Raw genomic sequence first — 20,314 nt, 5'->3', positions numbered from 1 at the left:
TACTCTATAGTTGCGTTCTAGTTGACGTTTTGTTCTGCAAAATGCGGTTTCAAAATGTTTTTGAGCACGTTGGCGCTGTGGTTAAACTGCTCTTTTTCTTTCTCATTTAAGTTCAGCTCAGTGATGCCAGCGACTCCGCCGCGGTTGACGACAGCCGGCACTCCGATGTACACGTCATCTGCTCCGTATTGTCCGTCCAAATATGTGCTGACTGTTAAAATGCTGTTTTCATTATGAAGAATCGCTTTAGTGATTCGCGCAAGGCTCATGGCTACCCCGTAATACGTCGCGCCTTTTTTCTCAATGATATGATAAGCGGCGTTTTTCACGTCATCCACGATCTGGTCAAGCTCTTCTTGTTTGTATGCTTCGTTTTTCTCAACCAGTTCACTGACCGGCACTCCGCCGATATTCGCGTGGCTCCAGACAGGAAGCTCAGTATCGCCGTGTTCGCCGATAATATGAGCGTGCACGTTGTGTGCCGCTGCACCGAAGTATTCGCTCAGCATGTAACGGAATCTCGCAGAATCAAGTGTTGTGCCGCTTCCGATCACTCGCTCTTTTGGCAGACCGCTGAATTTCCATGTTGCATACGTCAGAATATCAACCGGATTTGTCGCGATTAAGAAAATGCCGTCAAATCCGCTCGCCATGACTTCACTGACGATTCCTTTGAAGATCTTTAAGTTCTTTTCTACTAATTCAAGGCGTGTCTCACCAGGCTTTTGGTTTGCGCCGGCGCAGATGCAGACAATATCAGCATCCTTGCAGTCTTCATATGTTCCGAAAGATGTTTTGACCGGATGCGGCGCAAACGCCTTTCCGTGATTTAAATCCATTACATCGCCCATTGCTTTTTCTTTATTTAAATCAATGACCACAAGTTCATCTGTGATCCCTTGGTTAATTAACGCAAATGCATAACTGCTTCCAACAAAACCCGCTCCGATTAAAGCTACTTTATTTACACGTTCATTCATCATTTATCCTCATCCTCCAGTGTTTGTTTTTCTTTGGTGTTTGTTTGTGAAGTATTTCACATTTATATTGTGCAACACTTCACAAACTTTTGCAAGAGAAAAGATTTGTCTGATTTATGAACAAAAAAAGAAACTATCTATGATAGTTTCTTACCGTTTTCTTGAGTGATTTTCAGCATGAGAATCGCAAGAGAAAGAAGGAATGTTTGTTAGTTTCTTTCGCTGCTTTCCTCAAAAAGCATTGTATCCGGCAATGTGAATGCTCATTATTTATCATGATTGTGACGTATCGATCTGACATTGCCGGAGTCTATACATGGTGATCTCCAAACAGATAAAGTAAGCGATTGTTGACTTTAGGGTGTTGTTGTTAACGAAATGTCCGGACTAAATGGGGCAAAGAACCATTTAAGCCAGAGTCATTATATAAACCATTTTGCACGTATTCAAAACCAGGTTGATTCTGGCCAGGTACTTGGGCGCTGCCGTTGTTAAAAATCACTTTGGCGTTTTTTGTATCAGTATCCGCTGATAACGTCAGAGTGTAAATGCCGTCTGCATTCTTACTCATTGCTTTTCCCGGCCAAGATCCGGCCAATTCTATTGCCTGCCCCCCATTCTCCTTGTATACATATGCATTAACTTGACTCCAATTATTTAGGTTTTGATAGCCTATTCTTTTCTCAGAAGATGGGTCTGTTTTTACAAAAATATATTCTTTTGTCCCAGATGCTCCATCACTGTTCGTTCCTGTTAAAGTGACCTTGTATGTTGTATTAAACGGTTCCCCTTTTCCGATCGTTAATTGATCTCCATCCTGAAACTGTGTCTTCTCACCATGATTTATTTGATAGACAGCTTTTGCGGTATGAGCGTCGGCACGCAGAGTTACCGTTAGCTGATCATCATAGAAAGAATGGGTTACACCTGTTTGATAATTCTCGAGGAAGACATTAGGTACATTTGCGGTATCTTCCGCATAAAGCACAACCACACCTCTGCCGCTGATTGTACCTGTCAGTTTGCCATCTGTTACTTTAAACGAACCATCCCCGGCTTTATTATCATAGCTGCCATCAGGTAAATCCGTTGAAGTATGAATGGAAACTGGTGATGAAGATGCATTTGCCAAAACAGCACCTTCAGGGCCGCGCTGATTCATGAATATCTGATTGTTTCCATCCGGGTTAGAGAGTTTCTCAGGCTGTCCGGCCATGGCATTATGAAATGTATTGACTGCAGCGATGGCTTGATCTTTAAATAAAGCACTCCCGCGATCACCTAATTGACTTTTCCCAGGGAATCTTACACCATTTCCGCCGCCCTCAGGTCTGGAGAAAAACAAGGGTGTACTTCCTGAACGAGAAGCAATAATCGCCCAGCCTAAACGAATATCATCATCGCTCATCCATGTAGATTCTTCATCATCATTGGCATACGTATCATGCGATTCCACCCATGTGACCAAATCGTCCGCAGATACATGAGATGCATAATTGGAGATGTTCGATGTGCTAAAATTGCGATTCTTTAAAGCAGACCTTATGGAATGCCCATAGTTTGATGCTGTAACATTCATATAATTCGCATATGCAGCATCTCGGGAAGCACTGTCTTGTAATATTTCTCCATATTGGAATTCTGCAGATGTATCTGTGATATTCGGCCAAAAATGACTGCCAAAATCACCGTCATCCGGAAGCTCTATATGTTTGGCCGCATCATACCTAAATCCGTCAGCACCGTCATCCAATGCCCTTTCCAGAAAATGTTTCAGATATGACTGTACTTGTGTATTCTGCGTATTCCAATCATAAAGCCCCAGCAATGAATTCTGCGTGACATCCCTTCGATCGGACCAATTTTTAATTTGTGTGTTTCCATGCGTCCAATTTGAAATACTTTTAATTTCATTTGAAATCGCAGTATAGTCACTGGTTGTGTGATTGATGACGGCATCGACAATAACCTTCACGCCATATTCTTCAGCCGTCGCACACATTTCTTTAAACTCTTCCTCGGAACCCAAGTACCTGTTGCCAATCTGGTAAGAGGTCGGCTGGTAAAGCCAATACCAGTTCCTCATGCTTTTATCTCCATTATTTCCTTCCTTTACTTGATTAATAGGAGACGTCTGAATGGCAGTATATCCTGCATCATGGATATCCTTCATATTATTTTTCAAGGTGTTGAACGACCAATTCCAAGCATGAAGAATGGTCCCGCTCTTTATTGATGGCGCTGTATATTCATTTGATTGGTTCGCGGTCTCTGCATTTACAGCCACCGGCCCTGCCAGAATCAAATGAAACAGCAATAATAATCCAGCGAATAACGGCAGTAAAGAGGTATTTAATCGTTTTTTAGACATTCTGGACACTCCTTATTTCATTTTTCATTTCTGAAGACTTACTGCGGAGTCAGAAATCCCTCTTACTCAATCCTTCCACTTCCTCCTTTCAGACGCATGTGAAGACTGGATAATTTTGTTAACGCTTACATTTTAAACTATCATACTCTCTCTATCAAAACAACTTGATAGAGTCATTTCCCAAACAGACATCTCGAGCCATTTTACATTCTTAAACAGCAAGTGGCGATATTGTCTGATTTATGAACAAAAAAGAAACCATCTCTATGATGATTTCTTCTTGAACTCCTTTTTTACCGTTCTTCTGTAAGACAGCTTCACGATTCCGAATCGAAGCAGAAACAGAACGCCGCCGCAGACGATAAATAGGAGAATCATTTTCAGCCAAGCGAAGAATGTATGGGGAACTCCCCTGTCATACATCGTAAGCACCACTACCGCAAAGGCGACAGCTATTGATTCTATGAACTGCTGCTTCACCCGTTTATGCAGTTCTTCCTCGGTGTCTATTCTCGGCATCAGCATTCCAGAAGCTGATGCCCTGATGCAGTAATATAAGATGATAATGAACAAAAACACAAGGCTCGAGACCCATTCTTTAAACGGAAATTCAAACATAATGCCGCGGATGATCACATCCAGGAGCGCAAACGCCCCGGCTAACTTGCCGATATCCGACCAGATCTTTTGTTCTTTTTCTTTTACTCTCTTATTTTTCCCATTCACGCCTGAAAGTCTGTTATGCAGATTATTCATGACCTTCCTCCCGCACTTTTACGAATGGCTTATGGCTTACATGTTACAATAACAGCCTGCGCTTCTGCAACGAATAAATGAAAAGCCCGCCGTACAAGCCGGCGGGCAGCAATGTTTAAAACGGCCCCCAATTGATCAGGACACCGATACAAATAAACACAAGCCCGATTAAGAACCAAATCAGAGCGAGCGGCAGCATAAACCGAAGCCACTTGACGTACGGAATTCCGCTGGCGGCAAGCACTGCCATCAAAACGCCGGACGTCGGGTTCACACAGTTGACGACCCCTTCTCCAAGCATAACCGCTTCCACCGCGACCTGTCTCGTGATGCCCATCAAATCAGCGAGCGGCGCCAGAATCGGAATGAACACAACCGCTTCGCCCGATCCTGAAGAGATGAGAAAATGAAGCAGGGCGCTGGCGATATACATGCCGATTGCGCCGGCCATCGGACTGAACCCGTCCAAAACCGAAGCCAAAGCATTGACGACTGTATCCAGCAGCTTCCCATTTTCAAGAATGACAGAAATGCTCCGCGCCATCCCGACAATCAGCGCACCGTATACAAGGCTCTGACAGCCGGTAATAAAAGTTTTGGCAATATCGTTTGCCGCAAGCCCTCCAATGAATCCGGCAAGGACAGAAATAAAAATAAACGTCGCAGCCATTTGGGAATCTGACCAGCCGAGCTTCAATGCGCCGTACAAAAATCCGATCAGCGACAAACCCGCCACTCCCAAAATCAGCTTATGGCGAACGGTAAACGGCACAGACTTATCTTCTTCTTGATTCGCATCGCTCAATCCTGCCGCCGGGAACCAGTTTGTGCCTAACACACTGGCATCCTTTGATTTCTTTAATTTTCTTGTATACCAATAGATATAAATAATAGAAGACACCAAAAAGCATAAGTATATGACTACACGAAGGCCGATCCCCGAAAACAGAGGCAGCTCCGCAATCGATTGCGATAAGCCAAGCGGAGACGGTGATAAAATGGTAGAGTTAAACCCGGCATAGCAGCCAATATAAATAACAGCCGCACCCGCGACCGCATCCCATTTTAAGGAGCGTGCGACAATAAGGCCGATGGGGATGAATCCGATCACTGAATTCACGACAATTCCAGTCGTTCCAAGAATAGAAAACAACGCACCGACAATACAAATAAATAATAATTGCTTTGTGCGGAACTTGCTGATGACATTGTAAATCAGTCCGTTGATGGCACCTGTTTTTTCTAAAATAGCGATCGTGCCGCCTGTGAATAAAATCAGAAAAATAATAGGCGCTGATCCGACCATTCCATCCTGAAGAGAAGTGAAAAAGCTGATCAGGCTGACCGGAGACTGTTCAATTGAATGGTAGCTTCCCGGCACCGCAGTGGTAACCTCCCCCTTCGTCACACGGTCAAATTCTCCCGCCGGCACAATATACGAAGCAACGGCGCAAATGAAAGCGATGATAAATAAGAGGACATAGGCGTCAGGCATGTTAAAGGCGGTGCGTTTTTTCTTTGGCTGTGTTTCGGCTGCTGGCATACTCATATTTCGATTCATCCCCTCTTTTAGAAAATATCTATTATTCTGAAAAATATAAATATGTGCTATATTATAAACAGCCTATCTACCTGTTTCAATATAAAAAAAAGGAATGAAGGAGGTTTTTCTTCCCATGCAAAAACTCTCAGAAGAAATGAAACAAACCGTAATGCACATCTTTGAACATCTTCACGCCAACCCTGAAGTCAGCTGGAAAGAATATGAGACAACTGAATTTCTTAAACAAAAACTCGAAGATGCAGGGTGCCGCACGCGCACGTTTCCAGATTGTACCGGAGTTGTCGGCGAAATAGGTTCGGGTTCGCCTGTTGTAGCTGTCCGCGCTGACATTGATGCATTATGGCAGGAGGTCAACGGCACATTTCGCGCCAATCATTCCTGCGGGCATGATTCGCATATGACAATGGCTTTAGGTACGTTAATGCTGCTGAAAAAACAGCCGCAGCTTCCGAGCGGAACGATACGTTTTATCTTTCAGCCCGCAGAAGAAAAAGGCGGAGGCGCTCTGAAAATGATAGAGGAAGGCGTGCTTGATGACGTCGACTATTTGTATGGCGTCCATGTCCGTCCAATTCAGGAAACCCAAAACGGACGCTGCGCCCCATCCATTCTGCATGGGTCAAGCCAGCACATCGAAGGCACAATCATCGGAGAGGAAGCTCATGGCGCACGGCCGCATCTTGGCAAAAACAGCATCGAAATCGCGGCATTTCTCGTCCATAAGCTGGGGCTGATTCACATCGATCCGAAAATCCCGCACACTGTCAAAATGACAAAGCTTCAAGCCGGCGGCGACAGCTCCAACATCATTCCCGGAAAAGCGACCTTCAGCCTTGACCTGCGGGCGCAAACAAATGAAGCCATGGAGACGCTGATCGCAGAAACAGAAAGAGCCTGCGAAGCGGCTGCCGCGGCATTCGATGCGAAAATTGAACTTCACAAGGAACACAGCCTTCCGGCGGCAACACAAAATAAAGAAGCTGAAAGCATTATGGCTGAAGCAATCACAGACGTTATCGGAGCTGATCAGCTCGATGAACCGCTTGTGACAACCGGCGGCGAAGACTTTCATTTTTATTCTGTGAAAGTGCCGAACCTTAAAACGACCATGCTTGGCCTCGGCTGCGGACTTCAGCCAGGACTCCATCACCCGCATATGACCTTTGACAGAAACGCGATGTTTACCGGGATTCACATTTTAGCAAACGCCGTGTTAAAAACGTTCCAAAAAGCCGATACACTCGCATCAGCCAACGCTTCTTAAATCAAAAAAGCAGCCTGCGAACAGGCTGCTTTCTTCATTATTTCTTTAGATCTTCAATTGAGTTGACGTTTTTCATATATTGAGGCACAACAAGACCCATCTTCACGCCAGTTATACTGACGCCTACATCATCATATTTGCCTTTATATTTGACAGCGTATGGTTTATGGGTATTCGGCAGCCATGCGGAAAGGGATGCGTCCGCGCTTCCCGTCGCAATCGCCGTCCACATCGGACCAGCTTCTACCTGAGTGAGTTTCACGTCATAGCCCAAGTCTTCTAAGACTTTGCCCATAACGTTTGTACTTGCAATCTCACTGTCCCACGCCACATAGGCAAGGTTGATTTTGTCTCCCTTGACCTTTTGCACGCCTTTGGTCCACTCCGCGATTTGATCCTTGTGCTTCTTCACATACTCAGCAGCGGCTTTGGAAGGTTTCTCGCCTTCTTCCACCTTGATCATCACTTCACCCATGTCGTCTTGCGTCCATTTAAACTGGCTCAGAAGCTTAACGGCATTCGGCTGTTCTTTGCTGAAGCCTTTTCTGGTGATCGTATGAATCTCCTCAGCACTGCCGTAAGTTTTTTTCGGATCATCGAGATATTTTAATTTATATCTGGAGAACATCCAATGCGGTGTCCATCCTGTGATAATAATTGGTTTCTTACGGTCGTATGACTTTTTGAGCGTAGCAGTCATAGCAGCGCTTGACGATGAAATCAGTGTCCAGTCGTCCAGGTTATAATCCTTCAACGCTTGATCAGTCAGGCTCATAATACCTGAACCGGGGTCAATCCCGATGATCGTCTTATTCACCTGTTCAGCCGCGGACGCATTTTCGTCGTTTTCTTGTCCGCAAGCCGCAAGTGAGAGTGCCAGCATGGCGGAAACACCGATACCGATGATTTTTTTAAACATCAGGCATTCCCCCTGCTTTTCTTCTTCACTTTAATATTTTGTGTAATACGGTCGAGCGTAATCGCAACGATAACGATAGCGATACCTGCTTCTACACCGACCCCTGTTTTCAGCTGTGTAACGGCGCTGTATACTTCTGAACCTAGTCCAGGCGCACCGACCATTGCTGCGATAACAACCATTGATAATGCAAGCATGATACTTTGGTTGATCCCGGCAAGAATGGTTTTTGTTGCAAGCGGAAGCTGAACCTTAAACAAACGCTGAGCTGTTGTAGAACCAAACGCTTCAGTTGCTTCAATCAGATCCGCAGGCACTTGTTTAATACCGAGAACCGTCATACGGATTGTCGGCGGCATTGCGAAGATAACAGACGCAACAACACCCGGCACAACACCGATATTAAAGAAGAAAATTGCCGGCAAAAGATATACGAAAGCAGGCATTGTCTGCATTAAATCAAGGATAGGCGTTACGATACGGCGAACCGTTTCTTTCTGAGATGCCCAAATTCCGATCGGCACACCGACTACAATCGAAATAATGACGGACGTGACAACCAGCGCTAACGTTTGCAGCATTGGGTCCCAATATCCTAAATAGTCAATAACGAGAAAGCCAATTAAAGTAAACAGCGCAATTCCTCTCGTACTGATCCACCATGCAAGAGCTGCGAAAATAATCGTTAACAAAATAGAAGGTATAAATCCAAGCCCGCTTACAATCCCGTTTACAAAAATGGCCAAGCCATTTGCGATTCCATCGAGGAATCCGCCAAACGTTATCGTAATCCAGTCAACAAAACGGTCAATGATGTCTGCTAAAGGTATTCTAGGCAGTCTATCCAATTTACTTCACCTCCCGTACAGAAGGATCTTGTGTTTGCTCAGCAGTGCCTTCAACATTGATATAATCGTTATTGCCCGCAAGTGCGCCAATCAGCGCGCCTCTTACGACAATCCCTTTCATTCTTTGCTTTTCATCTACAACCGCAATTGGAATATTCGCGTCAGACACAACGTCAAAAATCTCAGTCAGATACGTATTCTCTGGTACAGTCGTAAATTCCGTATTCAAGATATCCTGAAGGGATAAATCAGACTCGGCTGCTTTTTTCGCATCTGCTGCGTAAATGACACCTAACAATTGTTTCTGTTTATCGACTGCATAAATAGATGAAATCCCTAGGTTTTTCATCAGTGTTAACGCAACGCGAGGCCCTTTATCAATCCGCACCGTTTCAGCGCGTTTCATAATGTGGCCGGCAGTTAATACTTTAGACAAATCAACGTCCTCAACGAATTTCTCAACATATTCGTTGGACGGATTCATGAGGATTTCTTCCGGCGTGCCGATTTGAACGATGTTTCCGTCCTTCATCAGCGCGATTCTGTCGCCGATGCGAAGCGCTTCATCCAGGTCGTGCGTAATAAAAATAATCGTTTTTCCGACATTATCATGCAGATCCAAAAGCTCATCCTGCATGTCTTTACGGATTAATGGATCAAGCGCACTAAACGCTTCGTCCATCAGAAGGATGTCCGGATTATTCGTCAAAGCGCGGGCAAGGCCGACACGCTGCTGCATCCCGCCCGAAAGCTGGTCAGGGTATTGGTGTTCAAATCCTTCAAGTCCGACAAGTTTAAGCGACTCAAGCGCTTTTTGCTGGCGCTCCTGTTTGTCTACACCTTGAAGCTCCAGTCCGTATTCTGTGTTTTCAAGTATCGTTCTGTGCGGGAACAGAGCGAACTTTTGGAAGACCATACTGATTTTTTTCCGGCGGACTTCCCGGAGCTGGTCTTTAGACATATTTGTTATCATGTCACCATCAATGTAAATTTTTCCGGCAGTCGGTTCAATAAGCCGGTTTAACAGCCGTACTAAAGTTGATTTACCGCTCCCTGATAGACCCATGATGACAAATATCTCACCATCATATACATCAAAATCTGCTTGGTTAACCCCAACGGTTGATCCGGTTGCTTTCAGGATCTCTTTTTTATTTTTTCCGTCGGCAAGCATTTGAACTGCTTTCTTGGTTTGTTTCCCAAAAATTTTAGAGACTTTCTCGACTTTTATCTTAATCGGTTTCTCATCTACACTCATATTTTCCCTCCATATTAAGCAATCTTTATTACCGTACCATTTATGTAACAACACACACAAACCGCATATTCTCTTTTATTCTGTACCATTTCATGATAAACATCCCTGTGACCCCAAGACCTTATTTATGCTTCTAAATACTCGGTAATCCTCCTTTATTATTGTATTTTACAGGTAAAATTAAGCCGTTTTTAAATTGTAAACGCTTTTATTGAACCAAAAATCCTTCTTCCTCTTATGACTTCAAGATCCTTTACTGGAAAAATAAGTTGCTTTTTCATCTCTATGTAATGTATTATAGTTTCATGACTATGAAACAATCAGAAGACCATATCAGAGCTCACATATTCAAAGCATTGTCTGACGAATCCAGGCTTGCAATTATTCGTACGCTTTATTACAGCGGAAAAGAACTCAGCTGCGGTGAAGTAGGTGAAAAATGCAATATCGTCAAAACCACAGCATCTTATCATTTCAAAACGCTGCGTGAAGCGGGATTGACTGCAACGCGAAAAGATTCACGGACAAAATATGTCAGGCTGCGTGAAGACACCTTTCAAACATACCTGCCTGGCTTTCTGGAGACCCTCTAAAAAGGGTTTTCTATATACATATCTGTTTCATAGTTTTAAAATTATAAAACTATAGGAGTGTTAAAATTGAAACTTATTTGGCTTTTTTTCAGTGTAATGTTTGTCATCGGCACAGATACCTTTTTGCTCTCACCGCTTCTCCCGCTTTTGCAGGACCAATTCCATGTCTCCACTGATTTGTCAGGCTGGATGGTCAGTGCTTATGCGCTCGGTTATGCGCTGTTTGCTTTGGCAGCCGGTCCGATCTCTGACCGCTTTAATCGGAAAACAGTGATGCTGTCGGGGCTTGCGGGCTTTATCCTTTCCACGTTTTTATGCGGCATCGCTCCCTCCTTTGCCGCCATGTGTGCATTCCGTTTTGCCGCCGGTGTCAGCGCCGCGTTTGTGACGCCTCAAATTTGGGCATCCATCCCTGTCATCGTCCATGCCTCAAAAGTGTTAAAAAGCATGGGGATTGCAACAGCAGGATTAGCGGCTTCACAAATGCTCGGGCTTCCGATCGGCGGATTTTTGGCTTCCTTCACTTGGCACACGCCCTTTTTCGTTCTGTCAGCAGGCTCGCTGGTTCTCCTGTTCATTTTGGCGGCGGCCATGCCAGATATTCGTCCTGCAGAAGCGGCAGCACACCGTTCATCTATAGTCAGCCCTTATCGTGAGCTGTTTTCACTGCCAAAAACATCGATGATCCTGCTTGCTTATTTTCTCTTTCAAACAGGAAATTTCGCCACGTTCAGCTTTCTCGGCACCTGGCTTTCTGCAGATTATCATCTAACCGTATCCCAAATCGGCGCTGCGATGCTTGTACTGGGGCTGGGAAATATGCTTGGAAGCCTTATAGGAAGCAAAATTGCATCAAAGCTCGGAACGTTTAAGACATTAATCAGCGGCATGCTGCTGATGGGCGCGCTCTATTTTTCTCTTCCTTTCTTACCTACCTTATTTATTGTAGAAACCAGCTTTTTTCTGACTTTCTTTATAGCGGGGATCATTTTTCCGTTAATGATGGGGATATTCCAATCCATATCACCGAACGCGCGCGGAACGATTGCATCTCTTTCCAATGCGGCTATGTATGCAGGAACCACTGTCGGCACATGCCTTGCCGGACTCTTATATCAAAACACGCATCATTTTGGGGCTGTCACGGCGTTTACGGCGATTTTATTTGTCCTGTCTATGGCCCTTTATCAAACAAGCAGAAAAAACAAACCGCAAGCTGCCGGTTTCCATGTAAAAAGCACCTCATAATGAGGTGCTTTTGTTATTCAAGCTCAGTTTGTTTCGTTTCTTTTCCCATAATCAAAATACACGCGACCGCCAGTAAAATGGCAATGCAAAAGATTGTAAAAATCACTGAAAACGAAATATGGCGGGCGGCGAGTGTTCCGACGAGCAGCGGGCCGAAAATGCCGCCGATTCTTCCAAACGCCGCTGTGGTTCCTGAACCTGTCGCGCGAATCGATGTTGGATATTGCTCCGGTGTATAGGCATACAGCACGCCCCACGCACCAAGATTAAAGAAGGACAACAGCATTCCAGCCGTCAGCAGCAGACCTAAGGAATCTGCCGTTCCGAAGAAATACGCGCTTCCCGCTGTTCCGATCAAATAAATGACCAGTATCCATTTCCGGCCCGCCTTTTCGATCAGCCACGCAGCCGAAAAATAGCCCGGAAGCTGAGCAAGCGTCATCAGCAGAACATATTCAAAGCTTTGAATCATGCTGAACCCTTTTAACAGCATCACACTCGGCAGCCACAAAAACATCCCATAATAAGAAAAGACAACGCAGAACCAGACAATCGACAGCATTACCGTCGGCCGTACATACTGTTTCGCCCAAACGCTTTTCACGTTCTCCCACACCGATTTCTTTTTCATAGAAAGCGATTCGTACTTTGGCGAATCAGGCAATCCTGTCCGCAAGTACAGCGCATAAAATGCCGACAGTGCGGTTAAAAGCAAAGCCGCCTGCCAGCCGAAGCTTGGAATGACAAAATAAGAAATAAGCGCCGCTGCCAGCCAGCCCACAGCCCAAAAGCTTTCGAGAAGCACAATGACCCGGCCCCGTTTTTCAGGCACAACCGCTTCCGAAACAAGCGTTGAAGCGACAGGCAATTCGCCGCCAAGTCCCATCCCAATTACAAAACGCAGAATGAGAAATGCCGATAAGCTTGTGACGAAAGCTGATATACCGCTTCCGATTGAAAAGCATAAAAGAGTAATGATAAATACTTTTTTGCGACCGATTCGATCAGCCAGCAATCCAAACAAAAACGCACCCACAGCCATGCCGATGGAATTTACGCTTCCGATCCATTTCATTTCTTCAGGCGAAAGATTCCACTCCACGTGGAGCGCGGCGATAATAAACGATAATATTCCGACATCCATTGCATCAAACAGCCACCCTAAACCGGCGACACCCAGCAGCTTACGCTGGGATATAGGCTGTTGTTTTCCCATAGCCAACACCTCTGATATGCAAAATGCTTACCGTTTAAGTTTACACCTGTCTTTACACATTGTCATTACCTAATTGATGTCAATCAAAAACCCCGCTTATGATTCACAAGCGGGGGTCTTTTTATTGCTGTAATGCTGCTTTTTTAATATTATCCTGCAGCTGGGCAATTCGTCTTGCGCCCTCTTCCCGAAGGCGTTTGTTTTCTTCTTCGATTTGTTTTGTTTCCTGCATGCCGCTGACAATCGTGTTCCAGGAGGATTCGATCGTTTCTATATCAATGCTTGGTCTGCCGGCCATTCTGGCAATTTCAACACTCTGGTTCGAGATGTTCTCCGCATTGCGTTTCAGCATCTCATTTGTCCGGCGGTCAAGCTCGCTCATAGAGTCAGCCACAAGCTTTTGACGTTTCACCGTAACAGCCTGAATAATGCCGTTTTTGAAAATCGGAATGGTGATGATAAAAGCGGAGTTAATTTTCCCGATCAGCTTAGCGTTACCGCGCTGGAGCAGTCGGATCTGCGGTGCGGTTTGAAGCGCCACCATTCGCGCCATATCAAGATCATACACGCGTTCCTCAAGCGCCTGAATGCCGTTGCGCAGCGTATCGAGCTGCATTTGCGCAAGCTGGTTTCCGCTTGCCGCTTTTTCTTCATATGAAGGAAGGATTGACTGCATCTCTTCCAGCTTCATTTGACCGGCAACAACGTATTTTTCAAGCTCCATGTAGTAGTTGATATTGTTTTCATACATTTCATCGAGCGTGTAGTTTGTTTTTGTCATCTCATCTTTATATTTGGAAATCTCAACGTTGATTTTTTCAATTTCTCCGCCGAGCGTCTGGTACTTTTTAAAGATTTTCTCAATCATGCTGCCGCCGCGTTTGAAGATTTTGGCCATCAGTCCCTTGGGCTCGTCAAAATCATTTTTGTCAAAGCGGTCCATGATTTTTCCAAGCTGAGTCAGCATTGTGCCTGAGTCTGTCACGCTTGTTGTTTTCATCATTCCTAAGATGCGGTCAGAGAACTTGGAAATTTCAACAGCCGGCTCCTTTCCATACTCCAGCAGCTCCATTTGGTTTTTCACGTCAATTTGCTGGGCGAGGCGCTGCACCTCTGGTTCCTGGCGGAGCTGCAGGCGGATATCGTCTGCCTTTTGCTGAGAAATTTCTTCGTTTTTATCGAGAACAAGCGGATTTTGATTTTCTGTTGTCATGCTTTTCTTCTCTCCTTACTTTTGGGTAATCGTTCTGAACAGCCTTTTCACGAGCGAAGGCTCTTTATAGTCCTGCTGAAACACCATGTCGTCCAGCCAGTGGATATCATACTGATCCTCTTCAATATAATGCTCAATGTCTTGATGTCCGGGAGGATTATAAATGACGATATCAATGCCGATTTCATTTAAAAACAGCAGGGCTGCGGCGTCTGATCGTGTGAGCTCACCGTTCATTTCCGTATGATACAGCACCAGTTTCGGAACAGTCTGCGCATAGTCGAACATTTGAATCAATTTCAGCAGGTTAGCGGGAAGGTTTGTTGTTTGTTTAAACAAGTAGATCTGAACATCCTTGACCTGTTCCTGATGCAATGCCTTCAGCCGCGGGTGTCTGCACATTCTCGAGATCGTTTTGGCGATCGCGGTCTGAATGCCTGCCGGAAGCTGTTTGTACTGCCACACATTGCTTGCGATCAGCTTGTCCGGATCGATGTTTCCTTCATGATCAAGCGCGTGGCTGTAATGAAATTGATAGTTTGATTTGATTTCTTCTGTAAACGGAAAGCTTCGAATTATCTCCGTTTCTGGATAGTCCGCCATTGTATGAAGTCTGTTCCAATATTCTTTATTGTCCTTCGACACACCCATAATTTTGGCAAACACATTCGGAATATCGATCGAATGTTTATCGGCTTTGAAATTCGGGCGAATAAACGCACGTTCTTTCGCAATTAAAAACAGTTCATCATAGGTCGTTTTCAGCGTCACGGAAACCGGTGTGTGGTCTCTGAACTGCCAAGGCTTGTACAGCATGGATTCCTCGTGATTCAGCACATGCTCAATTTCCTTTGTCGATCGATACGCCACCGTTGATTTACGGTCAGGTTTTTCTTTCGGGAATGGCTGAAGATCTGAAACATCCGGAAGCTTTTCCGTGAAGCTTAGCTCCTGCTTAGGGTCAACGAGCGTCAGCTGATCGGTTCCCGCCGGATGGAACAATAGAACATCACAGCCGACAAGCATCAAATAATATAAGAAATACAGCTGGCTTTTCGTCGCGTCTCCATACCAGACCACCTTCGGCATCTCCCGCTCTATATCGGCTTTTTCCAGCCAAGGATTCAGGTGGTTCAAGGAAAACTTTGAAACATCAAGAAGCACTCTGCGAAAATCAGGATGATTCAGCTCCTGCTCATGATTTTCGGCAAAGGTATGTAAAAGCGTCATCAGTGCTTTTCTTAAATGGCGGTGCAGCAATGAATTGGAATGCTTCGCAATCAGCTGTTCCCCGTCCAGAAAGGCGACAAAGCGGCTGACCGAAAGGCCTTTTTCCTTCTGGTTGATGGAATGAATATGCTGAAGCGCCTGAAATGTTTCGGGTGCAATTGTTTTATCAAGTGTTTCGCTCAGGACATAAATATGATCGTTTACAGAAAGTTCATACAGCTCGTTAAAGTAGTCGGTCTCATCAATGGGAGTGCCCAGTATTTGCCCGGCAAGCCTCGAAAAAGCAAGACCTTGTTCATTCTCATAGTGATCCCGCTCCGGCAATGGCTGAAACAGCATGCTTTTCCAATCACCATCGGCCGGAACAGCTTTATGAATGATTAGCTCTTCTTGTCTCATCATATCCTCCTTTCTGGTTTGTTTGTGTATATTACACGTGTTTTAATTTGGATATTTGCGATAAAACTGACGCTGTGATTTCTTCACCCGCCAGCATGCCGCTTGCAATTGTTTTGCGTAGTTCCGGATCGTGACTCAATACCTCTCCGTGCGCGGGTGCGATGCCAAAATCGGCTTCCCGGATCAGTTCAAGATCAAGCAGCGAGTCTCCAGCCGTATAGATTTCATCAAGAGAGAGCCTGGATTTCAGGTATTCAACTGCTTTCCACTTATTAAGCGGATTGGGAATAAAGTAAAGCTTCCGCCCCTGCAGAGATACTTGCCAGCCCTTATCGGCGCCCCACTCTTTCACAGCGGATATATCGATATACGGTATTTTTTCCTCATGTAAAATGAGATACACGAAATAGTGATGGGCGATTCGGGTTCTTTTTACCGCCTCTGATAAAGAGAGACCTGCGATTTCCCTCAGTATGGCCTCGATCGGCAGACACGACGCCAGCTCCTCTTTCATCAGCTCGTCCCACTCTTTCAGAGGCTCGCCGTCTTTTAAGATGCACCCGCCATTTGTTGTCACCGCATATTCCGGCACAATGTCCTGCTGGAAACATCCGATTCTCTTATACTGTTCGTTTGTACGCGTGGTGACGGGGATAAAATAGTGATCCTTCTGAATCTGATTTAAGTGCTCTTTTACGGCTGAGGAAATATAGGAAAGCTCCCGCCCATTTAATGTTTCAATCAGCTCAATCCCGGCTTCCTTATCGGGCGTGCCGATCATGTGCCTTGAATAAATTAATGTTCTGTCTAAATCGCTGGCAAACGCGTTCATAGGCTTTTCTCCGCCGGACGAATCAGCCCGCAGCAGCTGTAAGACATGTTCTCGTATTCTTCTACAGGCACTCCCCGATCCTTTGCCAGTAAAAGAATATGTTTCAGCGTTTCTTCAGCGCCAGGCTGAATCAGTATTTTCCAAGGCACTCTGCGAAGAAGCACACGGGTCGTTTCTCCGACACCAGGTTTAATCAGGTTCGTATTGCTGATGCCAAATTGCTTTCGGATCGTCTCAATGGAAGCCAAGCCGTCCCAAGCCGGTTTCATACGTACGCGCTGCAAGCCAATCGCCAGACGTTCTGCTTCTTTAAAAATAGACGGAAATTGCTCGGCTATCGTTTCAATATAGAATACAGAAACATCCTCTTCGCTCAGCTCACGGTAATATTTCGCCCCGTGAAAATCATCCGGCCCGATCCATTTTTCATTTAAGACCGTGCGGCTGACAAGACCCGAGACCGTAGAGTTCAAGCAGGCACTCGGAATCAGAAAATCCTCCTTCGTTCCGTAGATGTCCGCGCAATCACCCGGATCGGCAAGCACCGCAATTTCTGAGGAAAGTCTCGTATTCCAGCGCTGGTTAAACTGTTCGATGGATCGATTCAGTTCTTTAGTAATAGCGCCTTTGCCTGTCCAGCCGTCGATAAAGGCGATTTTTCCGTCTGGATGATGCTTCAGCATATACTGCAAGGCGTTTTCATCAATTCCCCTGTCCCGAATAATCGATATGCTGTAGTGCGGAACTGAGACGTGATACTTCATCTTGATGTACCGTTTGATCAATACACCGATCGGCGTGCCCGCCCTTGCCAGACTGCACAAAACCATATGCTCACCGTGTTTGGCGAAAAGCTGCTCCGCTACAGCTCCGGCCGCTAACGCAACCTTCTGTTTACTATCTTCAAGCGAGGCATAAAACAGTTTCATATATTCATCTGTCGGCTTATATTCGATCGGCAGCATCTCTGAGTAATGGGTGCCGCTTTGGATCGAGCGTTCCCGTTCTTCCGTGCTTTTTTCAATCGAAACAGCGGACAAATCTTTTAATAGAAAGGTGACATCCTCCTTCGGATAGCTCCCAATCTGGTCAATTATCTCAGTCAATTCAGATCACACCTTTCCTGAAAGGGTTACAATGTGGATATGCGGCACTTCTTTTTCTTTGAATATATGAAAAATTGGCTGTAACGCCTCATCCGAAACGGTCTTTTCAAGACAGAAAAAGACCTCGTCATACGCTCCGGCGGGGAGGTTATAGATAAAATGGCGAACCGCCTCATCTTCGGGATTCATAAATGAATAACCGTTTTGCACAGCATAGCCCGCTTTGACAACAGGGTGAATCGGGCTGCGGGTAGTAGAGTGATAGGAAATGGAGCCCTGAAGATGCGCTGCGATTTTCATAGGAATGTACATCAGCTCTCCCGTTCCAAGCACAAGCGTTCTTCTCCCCTTCCGATACTGTTCCACATGCTGCGCAGCTAGGCGGCAGGCCTCGTGAACCGCCTGCCTGTCACTCGCCTTTAAGCCAAACCGCCCTGTTTCCTTCACATAAAAATGCTCGTCTGCGAATATGGCCGGCTGATAAGGTAAGGATGCAAAGAAGCCGGACAAGTCGATGTCTGTTCTGTTTATTGCTGATTCATGCGGCTTCGGTCTGTAATCATAGGAGGACTCTGACAAAAGCTCTCCTTTAAAGGAAATGCGCCCAGACAGTAAAGCTGTTGTTGATATGGTAACCCCTAATTCCCGTTCCGCTTCAGCATAAGCTTGTTTGTGCTCCTCAGTGCGCCAATCCAATAAAGACAAAACAGCGTATTCTTTGCGGGGGAACTTCGATTGTATATCCCGAATGATATGCAGTGCGGTTTTTCCTGTCGTGATTTCATCATCCACGAGAATCACCGGGCAATCGTTGTTGATCATATGAGGTTCCGCATAGCACAGCTGGTCGGTCGCATGGGAGTGCTCCTCGACAAAGGTAATGGAAGGCTCGTTGTTCCGTATCAGTTCACGTGTTGTATGGACATACGACGCATTCTCAATGCAGTCATAAACCGCGTGTCCAAGGGCTGTCGCCGTTTCCGCAAACCCGATCACAAGCGGCGCCTCCTCTAGTCCAATGCGCTGCTTTTGCAACGTTCGATAAGCAGCCCGAAGCCCGCTGTCCGTTCCTGAAAGAAAACCGTTCAGAATGTCGGCCTTCTCCTTCAGCTCACGGCCCGTTTTTCGTTCAGCGTACTCCAAAGCAAGCAGCCCTGATGCCAAAAGCGGCTTCAGCGGATGAACTGGAATATGCTTTCCCAGCACTTTGCTGACAAATAAAAAACCCCTTTTTTTGTTTACACGCGCCGCCATTTCAAATAAGACTTGCTCCGGAATAGAAAGCGGATTGTCAGTGACCGACAGATCAACCGCCATATTGTCCAATATTTGAAGTGTTTTGCTGTTCGTTGAGCAAATCGGAGAAAGATCGGTTTTCATGATACACCCCATAGATTTCTGATTTTATTATGATGTTCTCAGCCCATTTCATATGGGGCTTCATCTCATTCATTTTGTTGGAAAAATGGCTTTTCATCACACCGATTGAACCGTTTCCGTGATGAATAATGCTTAACGCATCCATATAGTCTTCCTTTGATACAACATACAGGCTGTTTACCGCTTTAAGCTGAGACGGGTGAATGACCGTTTTCCCGTGAATCCCGTTAGCGATATCAAGCTCTGTTTCCTTCACCAAACCTTTGACATGCTCATTCAGCTCAGAAGGCTGGTGCGCTGACAGAAGGTGAGGCTTTTGCGCTGTCTGGAAATATTCCCAGACCGGTCCAGAAACGACAAACGTCCTGCCGAAATAATTGATGACATCCGCCATAAAATCGGAAATCAGGCGAATATCATAGATGGTTTGCCCCGGCTTTCTCCGGATGCCGTATAACCCGCACAAATCAGTAGCACCGATTCGCACATTTAAAATCAAGTCCTGATATTGATGCAGAACCGCACTCAGCTCTCCGAAAGCCTCCGGCCGCGTCTCTTTAGAAAGCAAATCGGGCGTTTCTAAAATCGGCATTCCATAAATCGGCGCTCTCCTATCGCGAGAAATGTTTTCCAGCGTTTCCGCATAGTCACGGGCGTTCACTCCTGAACATTTCGGAAACACAAAACCGGTTAACAAATGAAGAAAGCGCTTCAAGCGGCCCGCCAGCTCCTGCAGCTGCTTCGGAGAACGCACCCTTACAAACATGAGCGGAAGATTATCCGGTTCAATTTTGTTTTGCTGAATCGCCTGTTCTATGCGCTCAAGCTGAATGTTGAGATTATGTTCAGCCTGCTCGACTTCATGATCCCCAATCGCATCCTCTAAGCAGAAAACAACGGACGTTAGATCCTCGTACTTTTGTTCAGTAATCATAGCGGCTATGTCGTGGCGGGTTGCAGGCATATATAATAGGGCTCCCAGCGCTTGTTCAAGCCATTTTTTAGGCGCCTCTTTCGTGACCTGTTTCGGCACTTGATAAAATACATGCTCTTCTTGACGCGCTGATAAATAGTGGAAATACCGCAAACCAGTCACCCTCTTTTCTGTAACAAAAAAGGAAGGACATGAAACTCCCT

17 protein-coding genes are annotated in these 20,314 nt (G+C 45.6%); 3 read left to right on the top strand and 14 right to left on the bottom strand.

The annotated features are described in order from the left end of the window. Positions 1–17: 17 nt before the first annotated feature. From NSS75_RS02085 to NSS75_RS02070, 4 genes are all read right to left on the bottom strand, one after another. The gene (locus NSS75_RS02085; RefSeq protein ID WP_103672191.1) at positions 18–983 is read right to left on the bottom strand and encodes an L-lactate dehydrogenase; all 966 of its coding nucleotides are present in this window, start codon (positions 981–983) and stop codon (positions 18–20) included. A 367-nt stretch (positions 984–1,350) separates the two neighbouring features. Then, positions 1,351–3,351 (bottom strand): starch-binding protein, encoded by a 2,001-nt coding sequence (locus NSS75_RS02080; RefSeq protein WP_339235646.1) that lies wholly within the window; start codon positions 3,349–3,351, stop codon positions 1,351–1,353. 264 nt (positions 3,352–3,615) lie between these two features. Further along, positions 3,616–4,107, bottom strand: coding sequence for a DUF6773 family protein (locus NSS75_RS02075; RefSeq protein ID WP_044162006.1), 492 nt, complete (start codon positions 4,105–4,107; stop codon positions 3,616–3,618). Positions 4,108–4,222: 115 nt separating this feature from the next. Further along, positions 4,223–5,656: a YfcC family protein gene (locus tag NSS75_RS02070; RefSeq protein WP_024120138.1), complete on the bottom strand. Its 1,434-nt coding sequence runs from the start codon at positions 5,654–5,656 to the stop codon at positions 4,223–4,225. Positions 5,657–5,783: 127 nt separating this feature from the next. On the opposite strand from NSS75_RS02070, the gene NSS75_RS02065 reads away from it, so the two are divergent. Continuing rightward, complete coding sequence (locus NSS75_RS02065) at positions 5,784–6,935, top strand: M20 peptidase aminoacylase family protein (RefSeq protein ID WP_339235643.1); 1,152 nt, start codon at positions 5,784–5,786, stop codon at positions 6,933–6,935. A 37-nt stretch (positions 6,936–6,972) separates the two neighbouring features. Here the strand turns inward: NSS75_RS02065 and NSS75_RS02060 are convergent, their stop codons facing one another. Genes NSS75_RS02060 through opuAA form a run of 3 tightly spaced genes read right to left on the bottom strand, consistent with a single transcriptional unit; the run spans position 6,973 to position 9,960 of the window. Beyond that, positions 6,973–7,854 carry a glycine betaine ABC transporter substrate-binding protein gene (locus NSS75_RS02060; protein WP_024120136.1) on the bottom strand — a complete coding sequence of 294 codons (882 nt, stop codon included), beginning with the start codon at positions 7,852–7,854 and terminating at the stop codon, positions 6,973–6,975. After that, the gene (gene opuAB / locus NSS75_RS02055) at positions 7,854–8,702 is read right to left on the bottom strand and encodes a glycine/proline betaine ABC transporter permease subunit OpuAB (protein WP_095714454.1); all 849 of its coding nucleotides are present in this window, start codon (positions 8,700–8,702) and stop codon (positions 7,854–7,856) included. The genes NSS75_RS02060 and opuAB overlap by 1 nt, the downstream gene beginning before the upstream one ends. Position 8,703: 1 nt before the next feature. Then, the gene (opuAA, locus tag NSS75_RS02050; RefSeq protein ID WP_024120134.1) at positions 8,704–9,960 is read right to left on the bottom strand and encodes a glycine/proline betaine ABC transporter ATP-binding protein OpuAA; all 1,257 of its coding nucleotides are present in this window, start codon (positions 9,958–9,960) and stop codon (positions 8,704–8,706) included. A gap of 290 nt (positions 9,961–10,250) precedes the next feature. Here opuAA and NSS75_RS02045 point away from each other — a divergent pair, with 290 nt between their 5' ends. Together NSS75_RS02045 and NSS75_RS02040 are read left to right on the top strand one after the other, a co-directional pair. Then, the gene (locus tag NSS75_RS02045; RefSeq protein WP_081638228.1) at positions 10,251–10,553 is read left to right on the top strand and encodes a metalloregulator ArsR/SmtB family transcription factor; all 303 of its coding nucleotides are present in this window, start codon (positions 10,251–10,253) and stop codon (positions 10,551–10,553) included. A 66-nt stretch (positions 10,554–10,619) separates the two neighbouring features. Next, positions 10,620–11,801, top strand: a complete 1,182-nt coding sequence (locus tag NSS75_RS02040) for an MFS transporter (protein WP_216394826.1) — start codon at positions 10,620–10,622, stop codon at positions 11,799–11,801. Positions 11,802–11,814: 13 nt separating this feature from the next. On the opposite strand, the gene niaP is transcribed toward NSS75_RS02040, so the two are convergent. The 7 genes from niaP to NSS75_RS02005 form a co-directional block, all read right to left on the bottom strand. Next, positions 11,815–13,017: a niacin permease NiaP gene (gene niaP, locus NSS75_RS02035; RefSeq protein WP_024120131.1), complete on the bottom strand. Its 1,203-nt coding sequence runs from the start codon at positions 13,015–13,017 to the stop codon at positions 11,815–11,817. A 121-nt stretch (positions 13,018–13,138) separates the two neighbouring features. After that, complete coding sequence (locus NSS75_RS02030; protein ID WP_010332934.1) at positions 13,139–14,230, bottom strand: toxic anion resistance protein; 1,092 nt, start codon at positions 14,228–14,230, stop codon at positions 13,139–13,141. Positions 14,231–14,245: 15 nt separating this feature from the next. Beyond that, positions 14,246–15,859, bottom strand: coding sequence for a YceG family protein (locus tag NSS75_RS02025; RefSeq protein WP_339235635.1), 1,614 nt, complete (start codon positions 15,857–15,859; stop codon positions 14,246–14,248). A gap of 31 nt (positions 15,860–15,890) precedes the next feature. Further along, positions 15,891–16,691, bottom strand: a complete 801-nt coding sequence (locus NSS75_RS02020; RefSeq protein WP_213418274.1) for an HAD family hydrolase — start codon at positions 16,689–16,691, stop codon at positions 15,891–15,893. Next, complete coding sequence (locus tag NSS75_RS02015) at positions 16,688–17,797, bottom strand: cysteine protease StiP family protein (protein ID WP_185848321.1); 1,110 nt, start codon at positions 17,795–17,797, stop codon at positions 16,688–16,690. Before NSS75_RS02015 ends, NSS75_RS02020 begins: the two co-directional genes overlap by 4 nt. 6 nt (positions 17,798–17,803) lie before the next feature. Then, on the bottom strand, positions 17,804–19,114 hold the full coding sequence (locus NSS75_RS02010; protein WP_339237536.1) for a phosphoribosyltransferase family protein: 1,311 nt from the start codon (positions 19,112–19,114) through the stop codon (positions 17,804–17,806). Beyond that, the gene (locus tag NSS75_RS02005; protein ID WP_101860198.1) at positions 19,104–20,264 is read right to left on the bottom strand and encodes an HpcH/HpaI aldolase/citrate lyase family protein; all 1,161 of its coding nucleotides are present in this window, start codon (positions 20,262–20,264) and stop codon (positions 19,104–19,106) included. The genes NSS75_RS02010 and NSS75_RS02005 overlap by 11 nt, the downstream gene beginning before the upstream one ends. Positions 20,265–20,314 lie beyond the last annotated feature (50 nt).

The sequence above is a fragment of the Bacillus sp. FSL K6-1012 genome (genome assembly GCF_037964915.1).
Taxonomy (GTDB): Bacteria; Bacillota; Bacilli; order Bacillales; family Bacillaceae; genus Bacillus; species Bacillus halotolerans.
This window is presented reverse-complemented; position numbering and strand designations above follow the sequence as displayed.

Bases quoted from the DNA above. Each gene is read 5' to 3' on its own strand.
- NSS75_RS02060 (WP_024120136.1), bottom strand. From the start codon at position 7,854: ATGTTTAAAAAAATCATCGGTATCGGTGTTTCCGCCATGCTGGCACTC.
- NSS75_RS02080 (WP_339235646.1), bottom strand. From the start codon at position 3,351: ATGTCTAAAAAACGATTAAATACCTCTTTACTGCCGTTATTCGCTGGA.
- NSS75_RS02065 (WP_339235643.1), top strand. From the start codon at position 5,784: ATGCAAAAACTCTCAGAAGAAATGAAACAAACCGTAATGCACATCTTT.
- NSS75_RS02075 (WP_044162006.1), bottom strand. From the start codon at position 4,107: ATGAATAATCTGCATAACAGACTTTCAGGCGTGAATGGGAAAAATAAG.
- NSS75_RS02070 (WP_024120138.1), bottom strand. From the start codon at position 5,656: ATGAGTATGCCAGCAGCCGAAACACAGCCAAAGAAAAAACGCACCGCC.
- NSS75_RS02030 (WP_010332934.1), bottom strand. From the start codon at position 14,230: ATGACAACAGAAAATCAAAATCCGCTTGTTCTCGATAAAAACGAAGAA.
- opuAA (WP_024120134.1), bottom strand. From the start codon at position 9,960: ATGAGTGTAGATGAGAAACCGATTAAGATAAAAGTCGAGAAAGTCTCT.
- niaP (WP_024120131.1), bottom strand. From the start codon at position 13,017: ATGGGAAAACAACAGCCTATATCCCAGCGTAAGCTGCTGGGTGTCGCC.
- NSS75_RS02020 (WP_213418274.1), bottom strand. From the start codon at position 16,691: ATGAACGCGTTTGCCAGCGATTTAGACAGAACATTAATTTATTCAAGG.
- NSS75_RS02025 (WP_339235635.1), bottom strand. From the start codon at position 15,859: ATGAGACAAGAAGAGCTAATCATTCATAAAGCTGTTCCGGCCGATGGT.
- NSS75_RS02045 (WP_081638228.1), top strand. From the start codon at position 10,251: ATGTATTATAGTTTCATGACTATGAAACAATCAGAAGACCATATCAGA.
- NSS75_RS02085 (WP_103672191.1), bottom strand. From the start codon at position 983: ATGATGAATGAACGTGTAAATAAAGTAGCTTTAATCGGAGCGGGTTTT.
- NSS75_RS02010 (WP_339237536.1), bottom strand. From the start codon at position 19,114: ATGGCGGTTGATCTGTCGGTCACTGACAATCCGCTTTCTATTCCGGAG.